17 protein-coding genes are annotated in these 21,052 nt (G+C 63.6%); 6 read left to right on the forward strand and 11 right to left on the reverse strand.

From position 1 onward, the window contains the following. Positions 1–297: 297 nt before the first annotated feature. The 9 genes from NKJ35_RS13175 to NKJ35_RS13215 form a co-directional block, all read right to left on the reverse strand. Positions 298–1,503, reverse strand: a complete 1,206-nt coding sequence (locus NKJ35_RS13175) for an acyl-CoA dehydrogenase (protein WP_352647532.1) — start codon at positions 1,501–1,503, stop codon at positions 298–300. A 239-nt stretch (positions 1,504–1,742) separates the two neighbouring features. Beyond that, the gene (locus NKJ35_RS13180; protein ID WP_352647534.1) at positions 1,743–4,055 is read right to left on the reverse strand and encodes a Tex family protein; all 2,313 of its coding nucleotides are present in this window, start codon (positions 4,053–4,055) and stop codon (positions 1,743–1,745) included. Between the two features lie 123 nt (positions 4,056–4,178). After that, a complete protein-coding gene (locus NKJ35_RS13185) occupies positions 4,179–5,360 on the reverse strand; it encodes a serine hydrolase domain-containing protein (RefSeq protein WP_352647536.1) in 1,182 nt (393 codons plus the stop codon). Positions 5,361–5,391: 31 nt separating this feature from the next. Next, positions 5,392–6,588: a serine hydrolase domain-containing protein gene (locus tag NKJ35_RS13190; protein ID WP_352647538.1), complete on the reverse strand. Its 1,197-nt coding sequence runs from the start codon at positions 6,586–6,588 to the stop codon at positions 5,392–5,394. Positions 6,589–6,652: 64 nt separating this feature from the next. Further along, positions 6,653–7,687 (reverse strand): ABC transporter substrate-binding protein, encoded by a 1,035-nt coding sequence (locus NKJ35_RS13195; protein ID WP_254816998.1) that lies wholly within the window; start codon positions 7,685–7,687, stop codon positions 6,653–6,655. Between the two features lie 23 nt (positions 7,688–7,710). Next, the gene (locus NKJ35_RS13200) at positions 7,711–8,511 is read right to left on the reverse strand and encodes an ABC transporter permease (protein WP_352647540.1); all 801 of its coding nucleotides are present in this window, start codon (positions 8,509–8,511) and stop codon (positions 7,711–7,713) included. Further along, the gene (locus NKJ35_RS13205; RefSeq protein WP_352478299.1) at positions 8,504–9,424 is read right to left on the reverse strand and encodes an ABC transporter permease; all 921 of its coding nucleotides are present in this window, start codon (positions 9,422–9,424) and stop codon (positions 8,504–8,506) included. Before NKJ35_RS13205 ends, NKJ35_RS13200 begins: the two co-directional genes overlap by 8 nt. After that, positions 9,424–10,518 (reverse strand): ABC transporter ATP-binding protein, encoded by a 1,095-nt coding sequence (locus NKJ35_RS13210; RefSeq protein WP_352478297.1) that lies wholly within the window; start codon positions 10,516–10,518, stop codon positions 9,424–9,426. Before NKJ35_RS13210 ends, NKJ35_RS13205 begins: the two co-directional genes overlap by 1 nt. A gap of 139 nt (positions 10,519–10,657) precedes the next feature. Beyond that, entirely contained in the window at positions 10,658–12,325 is a 1,668-nt protein-coding gene (locus NKJ35_RS13215) for an amidohydrolase (protein WP_352647543.1), read from the reverse strand. Positions 12,326–12,466: 141 nt separating this feature from the next. Here NKJ35_RS13215 and NKJ35_RS13220 point away from each other — a divergent pair, with 141 nt between their 5' ends. The 6 genes from NKJ35_RS13220 (at position 12,467) to NKJ35_RS13245 (ending at position 19,346) form a co-directional block, all read left to right on the forward strand. Next, positions 12,467–13,498, forward strand: coding sequence for a histone deacetylase family protein (locus NKJ35_RS13220; protein WP_254816993.1), 1,032 nt, complete (start codon positions 12,467–12,469; stop codon positions 13,496–13,498). Between the two features lie 204 nt (positions 13,499–13,702). Continuing rightward, positions 13,703–15,346, forward strand: coding sequence for an MFS transporter (locus NKJ35_RS13225; protein WP_352647546.1), 1,644 nt, complete (start codon positions 13,703–13,705; stop codon positions 15,344–15,346). A 137-nt stretch (positions 15,347–15,483) separates the two neighbouring features. Beyond that, positions 15,484–16,344 (forward strand): FAD binding domain-containing protein, encoded by an 861-nt coding sequence (locus tag NKJ35_RS13230; RefSeq protein WP_352647548.1) that lies wholly within the window; start codon positions 15,484–15,486, stop codon positions 16,342–16,344. Then, on the forward strand, positions 16,344–16,820 hold the full coding sequence (locus NKJ35_RS13235; RefSeq protein WP_352647550.1) for a (2Fe-2S)-binding protein: 477 nt from the start codon (positions 16,344–16,346) through the stop codon (positions 16,818–16,820). The genes NKJ35_RS13230 and NKJ35_RS13235 overlap by 1 nt, the downstream gene beginning before the upstream one ends. Before the next feature lie 16 nt (positions 16,821–16,836). After that, positions 16,837–19,101, forward strand: a complete 2,265-nt coding sequence (locus tag NKJ35_RS13240) for a xanthine dehydrogenase family protein molybdopterin-binding subunit (protein WP_352647725.1) — start codon at positions 16,837–16,839, stop codon at positions 19,099–19,101. Next, a complete protein-coding gene (locus NKJ35_RS13245; RefSeq protein ID WP_095520977.1) occupies positions 19,101–19,346 on the forward strand; it encodes a MoaD/ThiS family protein in 246 nt (81 codons plus the stop codon). The genes NKJ35_RS13240 and NKJ35_RS13245 overlap by 1 nt, the downstream gene beginning before the upstream one ends. A 194-nt stretch (positions 19,347–19,540) precedes the next feature. Here NKJ35_RS13245 and NKJ35_RS13250 read toward each other — a convergent pair whose 3' ends face one another. Continuing rightward, on the reverse strand, positions 19,541–19,960 hold the full coding sequence (locus tag NKJ35_RS13250; RefSeq protein WP_112563035.1) for an Ohr family peroxiredoxin: 420 nt from the start codon (positions 19,958–19,960) through the stop codon (positions 19,541–19,543). A 55-nt stretch (positions 19,961–20,015) separates the two neighbouring features. Then, positions 20,016–21,035: an alpha/beta fold hydrolase gene (locus NKJ35_RS13255; RefSeq protein ID WP_352647727.1), complete on the reverse strand. Its 1,020-nt coding sequence runs from the start codon at positions 21,033–21,035 to the stop codon at positions 20,016–20,018. Positions 21,036–21,052 lie beyond the last annotated feature (17 nt).

The following is a 21,052-nucleotide window of genomic DNA, read 5'->3' on the forward strand; positions in this document are numbered from 1 at the left end:
TGTGGCGGCAAAACGTTGCAACGCTGCAGAGCCGAAGTGCGGCGGGTCAGCACCGGGCACTGTCCCGCCGATATCGATGATCGGCAGCACACGCGATGCTTCGTCGAAAACAGCGGAAAAGAAAAACCCGCCTCGGCGGGCGGGTCGTTGGAGCCAATTAGCACCATATCCAAATTAGTAGCATAGCTGCCGGCACAAAGCAAGAACAAAATGTGGCATGGTCGACGAAAGTTGCCGATCTCCCGCTTTGCGAAGGGAGATACCAGTTACGGGCATCCTGGAAGCGGAGCCTGAACCCTAAAAGAACGCCTGCAACCCGGTCTGAGCCCGTCCGAGGATCAGCGCATGCACGTCATGCGTGCCCTCATAGGTGTTGACGGTTTCCAGGTTCTGGGCGTGGCGCATGACGTGGTAGCCGATCTGGATGCCATTGCCGCCATGCATGTCGCGGGCCTGGCGGGCGATGTCGAGCGCCTTGCCGCAATTGTTGCGCTTGACGAGCGAGATCATCTCCGGCGCCATCTTCCCTTCATCCATCAGCCGCCCGACGCGCAGGCTTCCCTGCAGGCCGAGCGCGATCTCAGTCTGCATGTCGGCGAGCTTCTTCTGGAAAAGCTGCGTGCCGGCCAGTGGCTTACCGAACTGCTTGCGATCAAGGCCATACTGGCGGGCGCGGTGCCAGCAATCCTCGGCCGCGCCCATGGCACCCCAGGAGATGCCGTAGCGCGCCCGGTTGAGACAGCCGAACGGACCCTTCAGGCCCGAGACATTGGGCAGCAGCGCGTCCTCGCCGACCTCGACGCCTTCCATCACCACTTCGCCGGTGATCGATGCGCGAAGCGACAGCTTGCCGCCGATCTTCGGTGCCGACAGCCCGTTCATGCCCTTTTCCAGGACAAAGCCGCGAATCTGGTTGTCATGCGCGCCCCCACTTTCGTCGGACAACTTTGCCCAGACGACGAAAACATCGGCGATCGGCGCGTTGGAAATCCACATTTTCGAGCCGGAGATCCTGTAGCCGTTCGCGGTCTTCTCGGCCCGCGTCTTCATGCCGCCCGGGTCGGAACCGGCATCAGGTTCGGTCAAGCCAAAGCAGCCGATCCATTCGCCCGACGCCAGCTTCGGCAGGTATTTCCTGCGCTGTTCTTCCGAGCCATAGGCATGGATCGGATAAATCACCAGCGACGACTGCACGCTCATCATCGAGCGATAGCCGGAATCGATCCGCTCCACTTCCCGCGCGACCAGCCCGTAGGTGACGTAGTTGCCGCCGAGCCCGCCATATTCCTCGGGGATGGTAATGCCGAGCAGACCCGCCTCGCCCATTTCGCGAAATATCCCGGCGTCGGTCTTTTCCTCGAGGTAGGCTTCCTCGATCTTCGGAGCGAGCTTGTCGGCGGCAAAAGCCGCGGCGCCATCGCGCACCATGCGCTCGTCCTCCGAAAGCTGGTCCTCGATCAGGAAAGGATCATCCCAGACGAATGCGTTCTTGTCGGCGGCCATGGCTCTCGGTCTCCCAAACTCATGCATGTCGCCCAAAGCTTGCCCGCGGGCCTGACCCGAGGGTGTTCGGCAGCCTGGAGATAACGACATGCATCGAAACAGAAATCTTGAAACGCGCGGCTTATCGGCTCCCGTCCTGAAAAAATCAAACGAAATAGCTTCGCCGATCCATGAGCATTGGTGATGGATCATCAATGTCGAGCGCCGCCGTCTGACCTGCCATAGCCCGGCTCGCGAAATTATTTCCGCTTCAACGCATCGGCCAACGCGGCGCCGAACGCGCCCTGCTGCGCCGGCTGCTCCGGCTGGCGTTGGGGCGCCGGCGCGCGCGGCACCGGCCTGCTGCCATTGTCGCGTGGCTTCGGTGCGCCACCGTCGCCATCCTTGCGCATCGACAGGCCGATGCGCTTGCGCTTGATATCGACGTCGACGACACGCACTTTGACCACGTCGCCGGCCTTGACCACCTCATGCGCGTCCTTGATGAACCGATCAGCCAGTTGCGAGACGTGCACCAATCCGTCCTGGTGCACGCCGATATCGACGAAGGCACCGAAGGCCGCGACATTGGTGACGGTGCCTTCAAGCTGCATGCCGGGCTTCAGATCCTTGATGTCGTCGATGCCATCGGCAAAGGTCGCGGTCTTGAAGCCGGGGCGCGGATCGCGGCCGGGCTTTTCCAGCTCCGCCAGGATGTCGCGCACCGTCGGCAGGCCGAAGCGCTCATCGACGAAGACGCGCGGATCGAGCGCCTTGAGTGCGGCGCTGTCGCCCATCAGAGAGCGAACGTCGCGCCCGCAGGCCGCAACGATCTTCTTGGCCACGCCATAGGCTTCCGGATGCACGGCGGAGGCATCGAGCGGCTCGCTGCCGTCGGGAATGCGCAGAAAGCCGGCGCATTGCTCGAACGCGCGGGGTCCAAGGCGGGAGACCTTCAACAGTTCGCGGCGGTTGGCGAACGGGCCGCTCGCGTCCCGGTGCGCAACGATCGCCTCGGCCAGCGATGCGCCGAGACCCGAAACCCGCGCCAGAAGCGGCGCTGACGCCGTGTTGAGGTCGACGCCGACGGCGTTGACCGCATCCTCGAGCACCGCTTCCAGCGAGCGGCCGAGGCGGTACTGATCGACGTCGTGCTGATACTGGCCGACGCCGATCGACTTCGGCTCGATCTTGACCAGTTCGGCGAGCGGATCCTGCAGGCGCCGGGCGATCGACACCGCCCCGCGCAGCGACACGTCGAGGCCGGGAAATTCCGCCGCCGCCGTTGCCGAGGCGGAATAGACCGAGGCACCGGCTTCGCTGACGATCACCTTGAGCGGCTTCGGCCCGGACCCGGCAGGCATGTCAGCCAGCATGTCGGCCACCAGCCTTTCGGTCTCGCGGCTGCCGGTGCCGTTGCCGATCGAGATCAGCTCGACCTTATGCAGCCGGATGAGCTTGGCCAGTTCGGCCTGCGTGCCGCGGACATCATTCTTCGGCGGGAACGGATAGACCGTCGTCGTCGCCAGCAGCTTGCCGGTGCCGTCCACCACCGCCACCTTGACGCCGGTGCGAATGCCCGGATCGAGGCCCATCGTCGGCCGTGAGCCGGCAGGGGCGGCAAGCAGCAAATCCTTGAGATTGCGGGCGAAGACATGGATCGCTTCTTCCTCGGCCCGTTCACGCAAGTCCCGCATCAGATCGAGCGTCAGGTGCAGCGACAGCTTTATGCGCCAGGTCCAGCAGGCTACTTCCATCAGCCAGCGGTCTCCCGGCAACTGGCGGCCGATGGCATAAGCATCGGCAATCATCCGCTCGACCGGCTTCACCGGCGAGGCATCGTCGGCATCGACCTCGATGTCGAGCGACAGAACCTCCTCGTTGCGGCCGCGCAGCATGGCCAGCGCGCGATGGCTCGGCACGTTGGCCCAGCGCTCTACATGGTCGAAATAGTCCGAAAATTTGGCGCCGGCCTCCTGCTTGCCGTCGACGACGCGCGACCGCAGGAATGCGCGTTCCCTCATATAAGTCCGCAATCTGCCGACCAGGTCGGCATTCTCGGCGAACTGCTCGGACAGGATGTCGCGCGCACCCTCGAGCGCTGCCTTGGCGTCTGCCACGTCTTCGCTGATGTAGGCCAGCGCCAGCTCGGCGGGCATGGCCGTACGGTCGGCGAGAATAGCTTCCGCCAGCGGGCTCAGCCCACGCTCGCGCGCGATCTCCGCCTTGGTCCGGCGCTTCGGCTTGTAAGGCAGGTAGATATCTTCGAGTTCCGCCTTGGTCACGGCAGCAGCGATTTTCGCTTCAAGCTCCTCGGTCAGCTTGCCCTGCTCGCGGATCGAACCAAGGATGGTGTCGCGGCGCGCGTCGAGTTCGCGCAGATAGGCGAGCCGCTCGGCAAGATCGCGCAGCTGCGTGTCGTCGAGGCCGCCGGTGACCTCCTTGCGGTAACGCGCCACGAACGGCACTGTCGCGCCGTCGTCCAGCAAACCGATCGCCGCCGCAGCCTGTTCGGGCCGCGCGCCGATTTCGGCGGCTATGATGGTTGCGATGCGCTTGATGTCGGATGCCATGTCCTACCTGTCGTTGGTCGAAAAGAGCAGCGACCATAGGCGGAGACGCCCGCTGCGCCAACCGCAGCGTTTTCAACCCGCTGAAAGGTCCACAGGAAAGCTGCATAAGCGGTACGGATCGGATCAGACCATCCGGCTCAGCGCCTCGAAGAAAGAAATCATATCCAGATCGAGCGGATCGTCGACCGGTACCGGCTGCGACGACATCTTTGCGATCACAATTTCGGCCATCGGATTGACGTAAAGCCACTGGCCGTGGATGCCGATGCCGCAGAAGGCGCCGCTTGCCGCGCCCGTCTGGTACCATTTGTTGCGATACCGGCCACGCGGAAACAGGGACGCCATCGTGCCGCGCCGCCATGCCTCGGCGTCACCGCCGGTTTCGGTCGTGTCGCGCATCCAGGCTTCCGGCACGACGCGGCGGCCATTGGCCACGCCACCTTGCCGCATCATCTCGCCGACGCGCGCAAGGTCGCGCGGTGTCACCGAAATGCCGCCGGCCGTACGCGCCGTGCCTTCCATGTCGACTGTCACCGAGGCGTCGCCGACGGCGCCGAGCGGCTCCCATAATTTCTCGCGCATCAGATCGGCGAAACGCTGGCCAGACGCGCGTTCGAGCAGGATGCCGAGCAGGTCGGAATTGGGCGAAAGGTAGCGGAATGTCCGGCCATGCGGCTCGGTCAGGCCCTGCAGCGTCGTGAGGAAAGTGGCCAGGCTCTCGGTGCCCCCGCCTGGATTCCACAGCATGGCACGGCGATAGCGGGCGAAGGCGCTTTCCGGATCGAGATAGGCCTCTTCGAAATCGAGGCTGACACTCATGTCGAGCACGTGCCGCACACGCGCATCGCCATAGGCCGAGCCGGGGGCTTCGGGCAGGTAGCGGCTTACCGGAGCCTGCGGATCGAAAATCCCCTCGCCTTCCAATATGCCGGCAACAATGGCGGTCAGCGACTTGCTGATCGAAAAGACGATGTGGCGTGAACCGAACTCCATATGCGGTGCGAACCAGTCGCCGACGAATTTGCCGGCTTTCATGATCGTCAGCGCGTCGGTATCGGAGCGCGCGAGAAACGCCGCGACAGTCTCCGCGCCGCCTGCAAGGGCGACCTTTTCGCCAAGTAGCCCGCCGAAATCCTGCGCCGGCGCCTCGCTGCTGCCCGGCCTTGCCGTCACGGCAGCGCTCGGCACCAGCTCGCCGACATTCTGGAACGACCACCGGCTGAACGGGCTTTCCCGCCAATTGCCGAGCAGCACTTGGTTTCGGGCAAAGCCATACCTGGTCTCAAACGCGGTCTTGCCGGTCATAGCGTTTCCTTCAGGATCTTTTGGCCGAGTTTCAGGCGAGCGCTGCGGCGATGGCGTGCACCGCTTGCAGCGTCGCCACAGAATAGGCGACGTTGGTGAAATCCGGATAGCTCGAAAGCTTGACCACGACCATTTTCGTATCCCAGTCGATGTGGATCAGCTGTCCGAACACGCCACGGCACATCAGCGCCCGCGAGCGCGGATCCTCGATCCAGAACTGGTTGCGATAGCTGCCTTCCGGCAGGCTGGGACTGAAATCCGGCCCATGCCTGCCATTGCGCGTCGCCTCGATCCAGTCGGCCGGCACGATGCCGCCACCATTGTCGAGGATCAGCTGGCCGAAGCGGCCATAGTCGCGCAGCGTGGCGTTGAAGCCGCCGTCGGCAACTGCATAACCGGCGCTATCGACGGTGAAGCAGGCACTTTCATCCGCGCCGAGCTTTTGCCAGAGCTCTTCCGAGACCAGCTGCGCCAGCCGTTTGCCGCTCACCCGTTCCATGATGAAGGCAAGCACGTCGGTCTCGATCGAGCGGTATTCGAAGGCAGCGCCGTGCGGCCGGCTCTTTTCCTTGAGCCCCAGGATCAGTTCGAACATATGCGATGGCCAGCGCAATTCCGGATCGCAGTCCGGCGGCACCGGCTTCCAGCCGGTGGCGACATCGACCTGGCCGATGTCGGAATAGGGGTCGGTGTATTCCTCGGAAAAGCGCACGCCGCTCGTCATGTCGAGCACATGCTGCACGCTGGCGCCTGCCCAGCCGGTCGCTTCCAGCTCCGGCAGATAGGTGGTCACCGGCAAACCCGGATCGATCAGTCCACGCCCCACCAAAATGCCGAACACCGAGGCCGTGACCGACTTCGCCATCGACTGTGATAGATGCAGCGTGCGCTCGGTCATGCCGTTGAAGTAGCGCTCATAGGCGACCTTGCCGCCCTTGAGCACCAGGAAGCCGTCGGTGTAAGTCTCGTCAAGCAGTCCAGCCAGCGTCGTCGGCTGCCCCATGCTGTCGCCCACCGGCAGCACGTCGAGATCGACCTCGGCTCGCTCCAGCCTGTGGCGATGGCCATTGCCGCGCCAGACCTCGACGGTCGGCAGGATTTCGCGAATATGCTGGAACGCCCAGCGGTTCCATGGCGGCCGGTCCCAGTCGAGCTTCGGCGGCACCATCCGCGGCGGCGAACCCTGCATGATCGGCGGCGCCGGTTCGCTGTTGCGGTAAGAAATCATAGGCAGTCCGATCGCCGGGAAAAGGCCCGGCGGCAATTGCCGCCGGATTTCGTCCGGATGTGGATTACTTCTGCAGTTCGGTCCAGATCTTGCTGTAGATGGCCTGCACTTCCTCTGAACACAATTTTTGCAGCTCGCCATGCGCCTTGACGTCTTCCGGGATGATGACTTCCGGCGCATCCTTCATATCGGCTGGCATGTACTTGTCGGAACCGGCAATGCCGTTGGCGTAGCGGTGGAAGGCGGACAGGCCGGCGGCGTTTTCCGGATCCATGATGAAGTTCTGGAACAGTTTGGCGTTCTCGACATTCTTTGCGTCCTTCAGGACCATGACATTGTCGCTCCAGAGGCCAAAACCTTCCTTGGGATAGAAATAGTGGATCTTGGGATTCGCCAGCCGCTGGCGCAGGGCTGAGCCGTTCCAGTCGCTGGTTGCCTTGAAATCGCCGGCGCCCATTTTCTCGATGGTATTGTATTCCATCGCGATCCAGTTCGGCTTGGCAGCAACCAGTGTGTCACGCACCTTCTTCAGCGTTTCCTTGTCGCTGGCGCATTGCGCGCCGCCGACATATTTGGTCGCCGCGAACATGACGTCGTTCATTTCCGGCACGACGTTGACCTTGCCCTTCAATTCGTCGGGTGTGTTGAAGATGATGCCCCAACTGTCCGACGGCCCCTTGTAGACATCGGTGTTCACCACGATGCCCACCGTGCCCCAGGCCCACGGCACGGAATATTTGCGGCCGGGATCGAAATCGGGATTGGCCCATTCTGGCGCCACGTTCTTGAAGTTCTCCATCTTGCCGGGATCGGTCTCCTGCACGAGGCCTTCCTTGATCCAGATCGGCACGAAGGTTTGCGAAGGCACCGCGATGTCGAAGCCGGTGCCGCCCTGGCGAACTTTGGCCAGCGCCGTATCGTTCGAATCGTAATCGGTGATGGTCACCTTGACGTTGTATTTCTGCTCGAACTTTTTGATCACATCGGGGCTGGTGTAGTTGCCCCAATTGTAGATGTTGAGCTCACCGTCGGCGCGAGCAAGGCTCGTCGAGGCGAGCAGCGCCAGCCCGATGGCGGTCGCCGTGGTCTTCCAGTTCATGGTCTTAGCTCCCATTTTCATGTTTAGTCCCGCTTCCTGCTGATGAAGAAAAACAACGTCACGATGGCGACCGACAAGAGCAGGAACACGGTCGATATCGCGTTGATCTCCGGCGTTATCCCTCGACGTATCTGGCCAAGCATGTAGGTCGGCAGCGTGTCCTGGCCGCCCGATTTCACGAACTCGGTGATGACAACATCGTCGAGCGAGATGACGAAGGCCAACATCAGTCCCGCCAGAATGCCGGGCCACAGCAGCGGCAATGTAATGCGCCTGAACGTCTGCCACGGCGTCGCGTAGAGATCGGCGGCGGCGCGCTCCAGCGTCAGGTCCATGTTCTCCAGCCGCGCCCGGATCGGCAGATAGGCAAAGGGAATGCAAAACGCGGTATGCGCGGCGATCAGATAGCCGAGCCCCGAATAGCCGGTGAATATCTTTATGCGCGAAAAAAAGATCAGCAACGCCACGCCAGTGACGATCTCGGGCACCATCAAAGGCTGGTTGATGGCGGCATATTTGAAGGTCAGGCCGGGATCGGGCGGCGTGCGCGTGGTAGCGAGCGCCGCCATGGTGGCGAAGACGGTGGCCAGGATCGCCGCCGTGGCGCCGATCTGAAAGGAGCGCACGGTGGCGTCTATGACTTGCGTGTTCTGCCACGCCGACTGGAACCATTTGAGCGAAAAGCCGCCCCATTCCGACGTCGAGGTCGCGGCGTTGAAGGCATAGACGACGAGCACGACGATCGGCAGATAAAGCACGACGAAGCAGGTGGCGGCGATCGCGGTAAAGCCGGACTGATGCTTGATGGAGAAGCTGCTAGCCATGACGCATCTCCGATTGTCCGGCATTGCGCACATAGGCAAGCAGCGCCACCATGACGATGACCATCACGGCGATCGACAGCGCCGAGCCGAGCGGCCAGTTGCGGCCTTGCCCGAACTGCAATTCAATCAGGTTGGAAAGCATCATGTTCTTGCCGCCGCCCAATAGGCTCGGCGTGACATAGGCGCCCAGCGCCGGGATGAAGACGAGGATCGAGCCAGCGACGACGCCGGGCTTGACCAGCGGGAAAATGATGCGCCTGAGCACCTGGAAGCGCGTCGCATAAAGATCGTAGCCGGCTTCGACCAGCCGGAAGTCGAGCTTCTCCATGCTGGCATAGATCGGCAGCACCATCAGCGGCAGATAGACATAGGCCATGCCGATAAGGATCGCCGTGTCGGTGAAGAGTATCTGGATCGGCGCGGAGATAATGCCGAGCTTGAGCAGCACCGTGTTGATCAGCCCTTCGTTGCGGATGATCTGCAGCACGGCGAAAGTGCGGATCAGCAAGTTGGTCCAGAACGGAATGGTGATCAGGAAAAGCCAGAGATCGCGCGTCTTCTCGCTGCGCGTTGCCATGAAATAGGCGGTAGGAAAACCAAGGACCAGGGTGGCGAGCGTGGTCACGATGGCAAGCTTGATCGAGCGCCAAAAGATGGTGACATGGGCAGCGGCGAGCGACAGCGTGTCGTCGAAGATATCGCGTTCCATGAACACCGATATCCACGCCTCCGGCGAGAATTGCCACTTCACGTCGCCATAAGGACCGGGTGTCAGGAACGAATAGACCAGCACGATCAGCAATGGGCCGGTCGCTGCCAGGAAGATGATCAGCAGGGCCGGCGCCGACAGCAGCCAGCGGTCGCGGATGTCGCGCCGTTCGGCCGCCTTGGCGACTTCTTCCGCGCTCGCCATCAATCCCTCAGCACTTGCGCTGCGTCGTTGCCGATCGAGACGCCGACCTTGTCGCCCCGCTCGAAACCGCAGCCTGCGCTGCGCGTGTTCTGCTGGCGCACGGTGAAGGCTTCGCCGCTATCCAGTTGGACATGAATATGCGTGTCGGTACCGAAATAGACGATGTTTTCGACGGTTCCGGAAAGATCGCCCTTGCCGCCGGTCAGCTTTGCGTGTTCCGGCCTGACCACCAACGTGGCATTCGCCTTCGGCTGGAAGCCCTCGGCCACCGTCGCGTCGATCGTCGCGCCGGATTTGAGTGTCGCGCGCGCCTTGCCGTTGCCGATGCCGGTGATGGCCGCGGTCAGGAAATTGGTTTCGCCGATGAAGTCGGCGACGAAGCGCTCGGCCGGCTTGTCATAGATGTCCCAGGGCGTGCCGACTTGCAGGATCTTGCCGGCTGACATCACGGCGATGCGGTCCGACATGGTCAGCGCTTCTTCCTGGTCGTGGGTGACGAAGATGAAGGTGATGCCGGTCTGGTGCTGCAGCCGTTTCAGTTCGATCTGCATTTCCTTGCGCAGCTTGTAGTCGAGCGCCGACAATGGCTCGTCGAGCAACAGCACTTTTGGCTGCGGCGCCAGCGCGCGCGCCAGTGCCACGCGCTGCTGCTGGCCGCCGGAGATCTGGCTGGTGCGGCGGGCGCTCAGCGCCTCCATCTTGACCAGCTTCAGCATCTCGGCGACGCGCGCCTTGATTTCGGTCTTCGGCTTGCCCAGCATCTCAAGGCCGAAGCCGATATTCTCGGCCACCGTCATGTGCGGGAACAGCGCATAGGACTGGAAGACGGTGTTGACCGGCCGCTTGAACGGCGGCAGCGGCGCGATGTCCTGGCCGTGCAGCAGGATTTCGCCTTCGCTGGGGAAGTCGAAGCCAGCGATCAGCCGCAGCAGCGTCGTCTTTCCGCAGCCCGACGGGCCCAGCAGCGTGAAGAATTCGTTCTCGCGGATCGACACCGAAACCGTGTCGAGGGCGGCGACTTGTGCGTCCCCGATACCGAACACCTTGCGGACGCCGCGAACCTCGATTGCACTCTTACCCGGTTGATCCGGCACGCATTACCCCATTTTCATGTCCGCTCTTGATGGCGGATCCAGTTCCCATTCGATTGTCAGCATATGCCGGTCGGCTTGGCAACCGTGCATCTGAATCTCGGTTCAGGACGCAAGCCCCGTGCCATCGTCAGTGTCATCATCAAACCTGATAAGTGATCTTGCCGCCGCAGATGGTGCTGACCGGATGCACCTTGTGCAACGAAGCCGGTTCAGTCGCCTCGATATCGGCCGACAGCACCACCAGATCCGCCAGATAGCCTGGTTTCAGCCGGCCCTTACGGTGCTCCATGAATTCGGCATAGGCGCCTTCGACCGTGTAGCCGGCAAGCGCCTCGATCAGCGAGAAGCTCTGGTCGGGGTCGCCTTCTGCCCATGGTTTGCGCAGCAGCGCCGCCTGAATGCCCAGGATCGGGTCGACCCGCGACACCGGCCAGTCGGAAGCGAAAACGACATGCGCGCCCGCCTGCTTCAGCGTCCGCCAGGCATAGCTGAGCGGCCATCTTTCGCGGCCGATGCGCGAAAGCGTCGGTTCCAGCGGGAAGTCCATGGCGCCGGGCGGGTGCGGCGGCTGCATCGAGGCGATGACGCCGAGTTCGGCGAAGCGTGGCACGTCGGCGCCGGTGATGACCTCGATGTGCTCGACGCGGTGCCGGCTGTCGCGCCTGCCGTTCTTCCGCCGCGCCGCCTCGTAACCGTCGAGGACCGCGCGCACCGCGCCGTCGCCTATCGAATGCACGGCGATCTGCAGGCCGCGTCGGTCGGCCTCCAGCGCCACCTCGGCGAAATGCTCCGGCGTAAACAGCGGCTCACCGCGCCAGCCCGGCCGGTCGGCATAGTCGTCGACCATGACCGCGGTCCAGCCTTCCAGCACGCCGTCGTAAAACATCTTGACCATGCCGGACGACAGCCATTCCGATCGGTAGGCGGAGGCCATCCTCGACGCTTTTTCCAGCCTGTCGAGCGTCATGAAGTTCTTGAAATGAAAAGGTATCTTGGTGCGACAGAGCAGCCGCCCTTCCTGCTCCAAACCGGCAAGCAGCTCGAGCTGGTAGAGGTTGCCGTCCATGTTCTGGATCGAGGTGATGCCGTGGCGGGCGCACCATTCCAGCCCGCGATACATCAGGTCGCGATCGGCCGCGACTTCGGCGGCGGAAGGATAAGGGTCGGGCTCGCCGCCTGTCGCAAGGCCGAGCCGCACCCGGTTCTGCCCGGAAAGCTCGAGGATCGGCCCGAACGCCTCGCCCTCGCGCAATTCGCCGGCCGCAAGGCCGTCGGCGCCCATGACGATCTCGTTGCCGGGCCCGAGTTGCCTGCCGTGCAGGATGCCGGCCAGCTCCAGCGCCTTGGTATTGGCCCACATCGTGTGGTGATCGGAAGCCGACATGGCGAACGGCCGATCGGCGATGATGCGGTCGAGATGGTGGCGGGTGACCGGCTCTTCCCTGGAAAGGATGGTGTAGTCGACGCCGGCCCCAAGCAGCAGCTTGGCGTACGGTCGTGCCGCCGCGTAGGCACGGATCGCTTCGCTCAGCGCATCGAAGCCATGCACGCCCTGAAGGTGCAGATTGTCGAGTTCGGCCGCGCCGCCGAAAAGATGCATATGCGCTTCGATGAAGCCCGGCACCACCGACCCGCCTTGCGCATCGATGACCTTCGTGGCCGGCCCTTTCAGCGCCTCGATCGTCCGGCGATCGCCAACCGCCAGGATGTTGCCGTCCTTTATCGCCACCGCATCGGCCGTCGGATTGCCTTCGTCCATGGTCAGCACACGGGCATTGGTGACGATCAGGTCGGCATTTGAACTCATGATTACCCGCGGTTCGGTTGCGCTGCCGACAGGCTAGACGACCGGCTGCCGGGCCAGCAAGCCATGGCTGGTTGGCCCAGCGCCTTGTGAAGGGCCATGCAGGACGGTTAGGGTCGCCGCGTCTCACCACGGAACAATTTCATGAAGACTGTTTTTTCGCCTCTCCATGCCGGCCATTCCGGCAATGTCGAATTGATCGCCGGCGCCATCGTGCCCGCATTTGAAAAGCCTTCGCGCGCCGAGTTCATCAGGGCGCGGGTGGAGAGCGAAAAACTCGGTCCGATCCTGCCGCCGGAAATCCACGACCTCGCCGCCGCCAGGAAGGTGCATGCCAGCGACTACATCGATTTCCTGCCGACCGTGTGGCCGCTCTGGGAAGCATCGGGCCGCAGCGGTTCGGCCATTCCCTTCACCTGGCCGACGCGCGGCCTGCGCGGCGACGTGCGCCCGAAAGGCATCGATGCGCTGCTCGGCTTCTACTCCTTCGATGGCGGCGCGACGTTCGTCAAAGGTACATGGGACGCGATCAAGTCGTCCTATGACGTCGCGCTGACCGCCGCCGCGTTGGTCAAGGCCGGCGAGCCTTCCGCCTTCGCGCTCTGCCGCCCGCCGGGGCACCATGCCGGCGCAGCCTTCATGGGCGGCTACTGTTTCATCAACAACGCCGCCGTCGCCGCGCAGTGGTTTCGCGACCATGGGGCCGCGCGCGTGTCGATCCTCGACGTCGATTATCACCACGGCAACGGCACCCAGGAGATCTTCTATCGCCGCGGTGACGTGCAGGTGCTGAACCTGCATGGCGATCCGATGACCGAATATCCCTTCTTCCTCGGCCACGCCGACGAGCGCGGCGAGGGCGACGGCGAAGGCTTCAACGACAATTATCCGATGCCCTTCGGCACCGGCTGGGAGGTGTGGAACGCCTCACTCGAGGACGCCTGCACGAGGCTTTCGGCGTATGCTCCTGACGTCGTCGTGGTTTCACTCGGCGTCGACACCTTCGAGAAGGACCCGATCAGCCAGTTCAAGCTGAAAACGGGCGACTATCCCAGGATCGGCCGCCGCATCGCCAGGCTCGGCCTGCCGACGCTGTTCGTCATGGAAGGCGGCTACGCCGTCGAGGAGATCGGCATCAACGCCGTCGGCGTGCTGACCGGCTTCGAGGACCGCTAGAGGCGCTGCCGGTGCCCGCAACTCATGTGGCGCACTCGGCGCGGCCAGCGCCACGGCGGGCCGGCGCTATCGTGTTGTTGGACCATGATGTTTTTCCAGAATGCGTTCGCCCTTTGCGAAATGATGTTCTATTTTTTGAATCCATGGCTTTGAGGGGCCGAATTCATCGGAAGAACAAACGCGTTTGAGCCCGGGAAAGCATTTATGAGGGACGACACACCGGAAAGCGAAAGCGCCTCGGCGCTGGCGCCGTTCCGGCACGGCATCTTCCGGGCGGTGTGGTCCGCCAGCCTCGTCTCCAATTTCGGCGGCCTGATCCAGGGCGTCGGCGCCGCCTGGATGATGACGACGATCGCCACCTCGTCCTACCAGGTGGCATTGGTCCAGGCCTCGACCACCTTGCCGATCATGCTGTTTGCCCTGCTGGCCGGCGCTATCGCCGACAGCTTCAACCGGCGCAAAATCATGCTGATCGCGCAGATCTTCATGCTCGTCGTCTCGGCTCTTCTGACCGTCTTCACCTATCTCGACCTGATGACGCCGTGGACGCTGCTCGCCTTCACCTTCCTGATCGACAGCGGCACCGCGCTCAACAGCCCGTCCTGGCAGGCTTCGGTCGGCGACATGGTGCCTCGCACCAAGGTGCCGGCGGCGATCGCGCTCAACTCGATGGGCTTTAACCTGACGCGCAGCGTCGGCCCGGCGATCGGTGGTATCATCGTTGCCGCGGCAGGTGCCGCCGCGGCCTTCGCCGTCAACACGCTGAGCTATGTCGGCCTCATCGTGGTGCTGGCCCGCTGGAAGCCGGAACTGCCGGCATCGACCTTGCCGCGCGAGACGCTGGGCGCCGCAATGGGCGCCGGCCTGCGCTACGTCGCCATGTCGCCTAACATCGGCAAGGTGCTGGTCAGGAGCTCCGCTTTCGGCTTCAGCGCCGGCGCGGTCCTGGCATTGCTGCCGCTGGTCGCGCGTGACGTCGTCAAGGGTGATGCCCTGAGCTACGGCATCATGCTCGGCGCCTTCGGCATCGGCGCCGTCGGCGGCGCGCTGATCAGCGTCAGGCTACGGCAGCTGCTGTCCAGCGAAACCATGGTGCGCATGGCATTCGCCGGTTTCGCCGTCTGCGCCTTCAACGCCGCCGTCAGCAATCATGCCTGGCAGACGTCGCTCGGCCTGCTGGTCGGCGGCACCTGCTGGGTAACGGCGCTGTCGCACTTCAACGTCACCGTACAGATGTCGACGCCACGCTGGGTGGTCGGCCGCGTGCTTTCGGTCTACCAGACCGCGACCTTCGGCGGCATCGCGCTCGGCAGCTGGGTCTGGGGCGTCGTCGCCGACGTGCATGGCGCCGAAGTCGCCCTGATGGCGGCCAGCGTCGCCATGCTGGCGGGAGGCGCCATCGGCCTGCTGCTGCCGCTGCCGCAGCAGGCTGTGCTTAACCTCGATCCGCTCAACCGCTTCCAGGAGCCGCATCTGGCGCTTGATCTCAAGCCGCGCAGCGGTCCAATCGCCATCATGATCGAATATGTCATCCGTAACGAGGACGTGCCGGAATTCCTCGCCACCATGGCCGAGCGCGGCCGCATCCGCCGCCGCGACGGCGCCCGCAACTGGACATTGGCGCGCGATCTCGAAAATCCGTCGATATGGATCGAGCACTACCACACGCCGACCTGGGTTGAATATATCCGCCACAATCGGCGCGCCACCTACGCGGACGCCGTCATCGGCGAGCGTATAAGGGCGCTGCACAGCGGCAACGAGCCGCCGCGCGTCCGCCGCATGATCGAGCGCCCGACGACCGCCGGCACGGCGCTGATCATGCCGAAGGGGCCGATCGAGCATTAGTGGCTGGCGGTGCGTCCAGTTGCACGAGCAAAATGAAATTGCGGCGCCTGGCCCAATCCGCGAATGCACGAACAGGATGGCCATTGTCGAGAGACGGTTATATCAGTTGATGTGACTATGACCAGTAAGGGGAGACGATGCGTTACATACGTCCGCTTTCAATTGAAGACGCCGCCGGCCTGTTGGCCAGTTCGGCCGGCACGGCCGCCATCCTCGCCGGAGGCAGCGACCTCTTGGTAAGAATGAAGGGCGGCTTTATCGAACCCGACCTGATCGTCGACATCAAGGCGATCGACGGGCTTGGCGAGATCAGGGAAACAGCCGAGGGCTTCAGCATCGGCGCGGCGGTCCCCTGCGCCGTGCTGGGCGAGAACACGGCCCTGCAGAAGGCATGGCCCGGCGTCGTCGAAGCGGCCAAGCTGATCGGCTCGAAGCAGGTGCAGGGACGCTGCACCATCGTCGGCAATCTCTGCAACGCCTCGCCGGCCGCCGACAGCGTGCCGGCGCTGGTGGCCGCTGGCGCCAAGGCGGTGGTCGTCGGCCCGGGAACCAGGCGCACGATTGCCGTGGAAGCGGTGCCGACTGGGCCGGGCAAGACGTCGCTGGCCAAGGGCGAGATCATCGAGGCAATCCTGCTCGACAAACGTCTTCCGCGTTCGGGCGATGCCTATCTGCGTTTCATTCCGCGCACCGAGATGGACATCGCGGTGGTCAGCGCCGGCGTGAACCTGACGCTCGATGAGGCGGGTGTCGTCAAATCGGCCCGCGTGGCGCTGGGCGCCGTGGCGCCGACGGTGGTTGTGGTCGAGGAGGCCGCCGAGGTTCTCATCGGCTCCAAGCTGGACGAAGCCACGCTGGAGAGGCTCGCCAAGGTCTGCTCGGGCGCCTGCCGTCCGATCGACGACAAGCGAGGCACTATCGAATTCAGACGGAAAGTTGCGGGTGTGCTGGCCAAGCGGGCCGCCACGACCGCCTATACACGTGCAGGAGGCAAGTGATGGCCGGTGTAGCAGTATCAACGACAATCAACGGCGACAATGTCGAGTTCCTTTGCCAGCCGGACGAGACGCTGCTTGATGTCCTGCGCGATCGCCTGGGACTGACGGGCGCCAAGGAAGGCTGCGGCACCGGCGACTGCGGCGCCTGCAGCATCATCCTCGACGATCGGCTGGTGTGCTCGTGTCTGGTGCTCGGCGCTGAGGCCGAGGGCCGGCACCTCGAGACCATCGAGGGCATGGCGCATGGCGACAGGCTGCATCCGCTGCAGCAGAAATTCCTGGAGCACGCCGCACTTCAATGCGGCGTCTGCACGCCGGGCTTCCTCATGGCGGCCAAGGACCTTTTGGCCAAGAACCCCGATCCGACCGAGGAGGAGATCCGCTTCGGCCTCGCCGGGAACCTCTGCCGCTGCACCGGCTATGACAAGATCGTGCGTGCCGTTCAGGACGCCGCCATCGCAATGAAACAAGCGTGATGAAGGGAGCATGACGATGAATTTCGATCCGCGTTACTCCGGACGCAATTTCACCTCTGTCGGCACGCGTCCCATTCGTCCCGATGGTGTCGACAAGGTGACGGGCCGTGCACGCTATGGCGCCGACTTCAACATGGCCGGGCAACTGGTCGGGCGCGTTCTCAGAAGCCCCCATGCGCATGCCACGATCAGGAAGATCGACACGTCGAAGGCGCAGATGCTTCCCGGCGTCAAGGCGGTGATCACCGCGGCCGACCTGCCCGACCTGACCGACGGCGATGCCGCCATGTACGACATCCTCGACAACTGCATGGCGCGCAAGAAAGCGCTCTATGACGGCCATGCCGTGGCCGCGGTCGCCGCGGTCGATGCCCGCACGGCGAAGCAGGCACTGAAGCTGATCGAGGTCGACTACGAGGTGCTGCCGCATGTCACCGACGTCGACGAGGCGATGAAGCACTCCGCACCCCTGATCAACGACGCCATCTTCACCGAGGGCCTCGAGGAAAAGCCCGTCAAGCCTTCAAACGTCACCAAGCGCACCCAGTACGGCCATGGCGACATCCATGAAGGCTTCGGCCAGGCCGATTTCGTCGTCGAACGCTCCTTCAAGACCGAGCAGACGCACCAGGGTTATATCGAGCCGCATGCCTGCGTCGCCAATGTCAGCTCCGACGGCACCGCCGACCTCTGGGTCTGTACGCAAGGCCATTTTGTCTACCGCCAGCACTGTGCCCAGCTGCTTGGCATGGAAGCCTCGAAGCTGCGCGTCACCTCGTCGGAGATCGGCGGCGGTTTCGGCGGCAAGACCCATGTCTGGGCCGAGCCGGTGGCGCTGGCGCTGTCACGCAAGGCCGGGCGGCCGGTCAAGCTGGTCATGACGCGCGACGAGGTGTTCCGCGCCTCCGGCCCGACCAGCGCCACCTCGATCGATGTTCGGATCGGCGCCCGCAAGGACGGCACGATCACGGCGGCCGAGGCGACGCTGCGCTATAGCTGCGGCCCCTATGCCGGCATGTGGGCCGAGATCGGCGCCATGACCGCCTTTGCCTGCTACAAGCTCGAGAACGTCAAGACGGTCGGCTACGAAGTGCTGGTCAACCGGCCCAAGACCGCGGCCTATCGCGCGCCGTCGGCGCCGATGGCAGCGTTTGCGGTGGAAAGCGCGGTCGACGAACTGGCCAAGGAGATCGGCATGGACCCGGTCGAGTTTCGGATCAGGAACGCGGCGCAGGAAGCCACCAGATCGTCCTACGGCCCGGTCTACGGCCCGATTGGCATCGGGCCGACGCTGGAGGCGGCGAAGAACCATCCGCACATGAAGGCGCCGCTCGGCAAGAATCAGGGTCGCGGCATGGCCTGCGGCTTCTGGTTCAACTTCGGTGGCCAGACCTGCACCGACCTCAACATCGGCATGGATGGCTCGGTCTCGCTTGCCGTCGGCACGGTCGATGTGGGTGGTTCCCGCGCGTCGCTGTCGCTGGTGGCGGCGGAGGAGCTTGGTATCCCCTATGAGCAGATCAAGACGGTGGTCGCCGATACCTCCAGCCTCGGCTACAACGACATGACGGACGGCAGCCGCGGCACCTTCTCGTCTTCGATGGCGACGATCTCCGCCGCTCGCAACGCCATCAAGGTCCTTAGGCAGCGCGCCGCGCAGATGTGGGACATACCGGTCGACGACGTGGTCTGGGAAGAGGGTCATGCGATTGCCAAGGGCGCGACGCACGGCAACCTCTCGCCGCTGTCGCTGAAGGAGATCGCGGCCGCTTCCGGAAAGACGGGCGGACCCATCGCAGGCCATAGCGAGCTCGTCGCCGACGGCGCCGGCGTCTCGTTCGCCACCCATATCTGCGATATCGAGGTGGATCCCGAGACAGGCTCGACCAGGGTGCTGCGCTACACCGTCGTTCAGGACGCCGGCAAGGCGGTGCATCCGACCTATGTCGAGGGGCAGTACCAGGGCGGTGCCGCGCAAGGCATCGGCTGGGCGCTCAACGAGGAGTATATCTACGGCAAGGACGGGCGGCTGCAGAACCCTGGCTTCCTGGATTACCGCATCCCGGTCTGCTCGGACCTGCCGATGATCGACACGCAGATCCTCGAGATCCCCAATCCTAACCATCCTTACGGGGTGCGCGGCGTCGGCGAGACCTCGATCGTGCCGCCGCTGGCGGCGATCGCCAATGCGGTGTCGAACGCCGCGGGCGTGCGGATGACGCATATCCCGATGTCGCCGCCGCGCATCCTGGCGGCGCTCGAGGCGGAACGGGGAGGCTGATGGTCGAAGTAACGCTCTGGGGGTCGCTCGGCGCGATCGCCGGAGGCAAGAGCAAGGTCGAGATCGAGGCCAAGGATATTCGGGAGCTGTTCAGGAAACTGGCTGAACAGTATCCCGGCCTCGAGCCATACATCGATCGCGGCATCGCCGTCGCCATCGACGGGGTGATCTATCGCGACACCTGGTCGAAGGAACTGCCGGAAGGGGCGGAGATTTTTCTGCTGCCGCGGTTGGCGGGGGGATAGGTGGGGTCGTCGGCATTGCCTAGCATCAAGGTCTCGAACGTCGTTGATGGGGCCGACAACGGACCGGCAGCTTCGAGCCCGCGGATATCGAAAGCGGACATTCACGTCGATGTGGGCATGATCATGATCTGACCCGGAACAGACTGGGAGCGAGGTGCCAAAAGCTTCAACGCCGAAGAGCGATGTAGGTCAAATCAGACGATCCTCATTATGACATCGATATTGCCCCGTGTCGCTTTGGAGTAGGGACAAATCTCGTGCGCTTCATCCACCAGAATTTGTACCACATCGCGCTCCAGACTCGGCACGGCAATATCCAGTTGGACGCTAAGAAAGTGGCCGTTTTCTCCGTAGTTCAGATTCACCTCGGCCTCGATGCTCATCCCTGCAGGCAGCGCGATTTTTCGTTCGTGGGCCGCAGATGCGATTGCGCTTGCGAAGCTGGCCGACCAGCCGGCCGCGAGCAACTGCTCCGGATTGGTGCCGATGCGCGCCGATCCAGGCGTCGATAGCCAGATGTCCAGAAGGCCGTCGGAACTGCGCGAGGCGCCATTTTCGCGGCTGCCCGTGGTTGCGGTCCTGGCCGTATAGACAACCCTTGCGATGTGGCTCATTGGCATTCTTTTGCTGGTAGCGGTAACCGCCGCTTGGGCGGTTGCCGCGAACTCATCAGGCGTCGGCTTCGACAACTGCATCGGCAAAGGCCTGCGGCGCTTCCTGGGGCAGGTTGTGCCCGATGCCGCCGGTGACGACCCGATGCGCGTATCTGGCCGGGAACATCGTGGCGTACACGCTGGCGTCCGGATGCGGCGCGCCATTGGCGTCACCTTCGAGGGTGATCGTCGGCACGCCGATGACCGGTGCCTGCGCGAGTCGCTCCTCGAACGCGTCGTATTGCTGCTCGCCGTCGGCGAGTCCGAGCCGCCAGCGATAATTGTGGATCACAATGGCCACGTGATCGGGATTGTCGAAGGCTGCGGCGCTGCGCTCGAATGTGGCATCGTCGAAATTCCACTGCGGCGACGCGAGTTGCCAGATCAGCCTGGCGAAATCCCGTGTGTATTTCTCGTAGCCGGCGCGGCCGCGATCGGTGGCGAAGTAATATTGATACCACCATTGCAGCTCGGCCTTGGGTGGCAGCGGCAGCTTGCCGGCTTGCTGGTTGCCGATGAGGTAGCCGCTCACCGAGACCATCGCCTTGCAGCGTTCAGGCCATAGTGCAGCAATGATGTTCGCGGTGCGGGCGCCCCAGTCGCAGCCGCCAATCGTCGCCTTTTCGATGGCCAGTGCGTCCATCAGGGCGACAATGTCCGCGGCAATCGCAGACTGCTGACCGTTGCGCATCGTCTCGTTCGACAGGAAGCGCGTAGTGCCGTAGCCGCGCAGGTAGGGCACAATCACGCGGTACCCCTTTGCGGCAAGCAGGGGAGCGACATCGGCATAGGTGTGGATGTCATACGGCCAGCCATGTAGCAGGATGACGGGCGGGCCGTCGGTCGGTCCAAGTTCCGCATAGCCGACCCTCAGCACGCCGGCCTCGATCCGCTTCAAGGGCCCAAAGGACGCCGCAGGCTCGCCAGTCGTCTGTTGCGCTTGTGCCGGGCCGATCAGGCCGAACTGAGTGGCGGCGACAGCCATCGCGGCGGCGCCAAAGAACCGACGGCGATCTTGGTCGATCTCATCCGGAATATTGAGCGAATGCATTT

It is taken from the genome of Mesorhizobium sp. M0136 (assembly GCF_040322515.1).
In the GTDB taxonomy this organism is placed as follows: Bacteria; Pseudomonadota; Alphaproteobacteria; order Rhizobiales; family Rhizobiaceae; genus Mesorhizobium.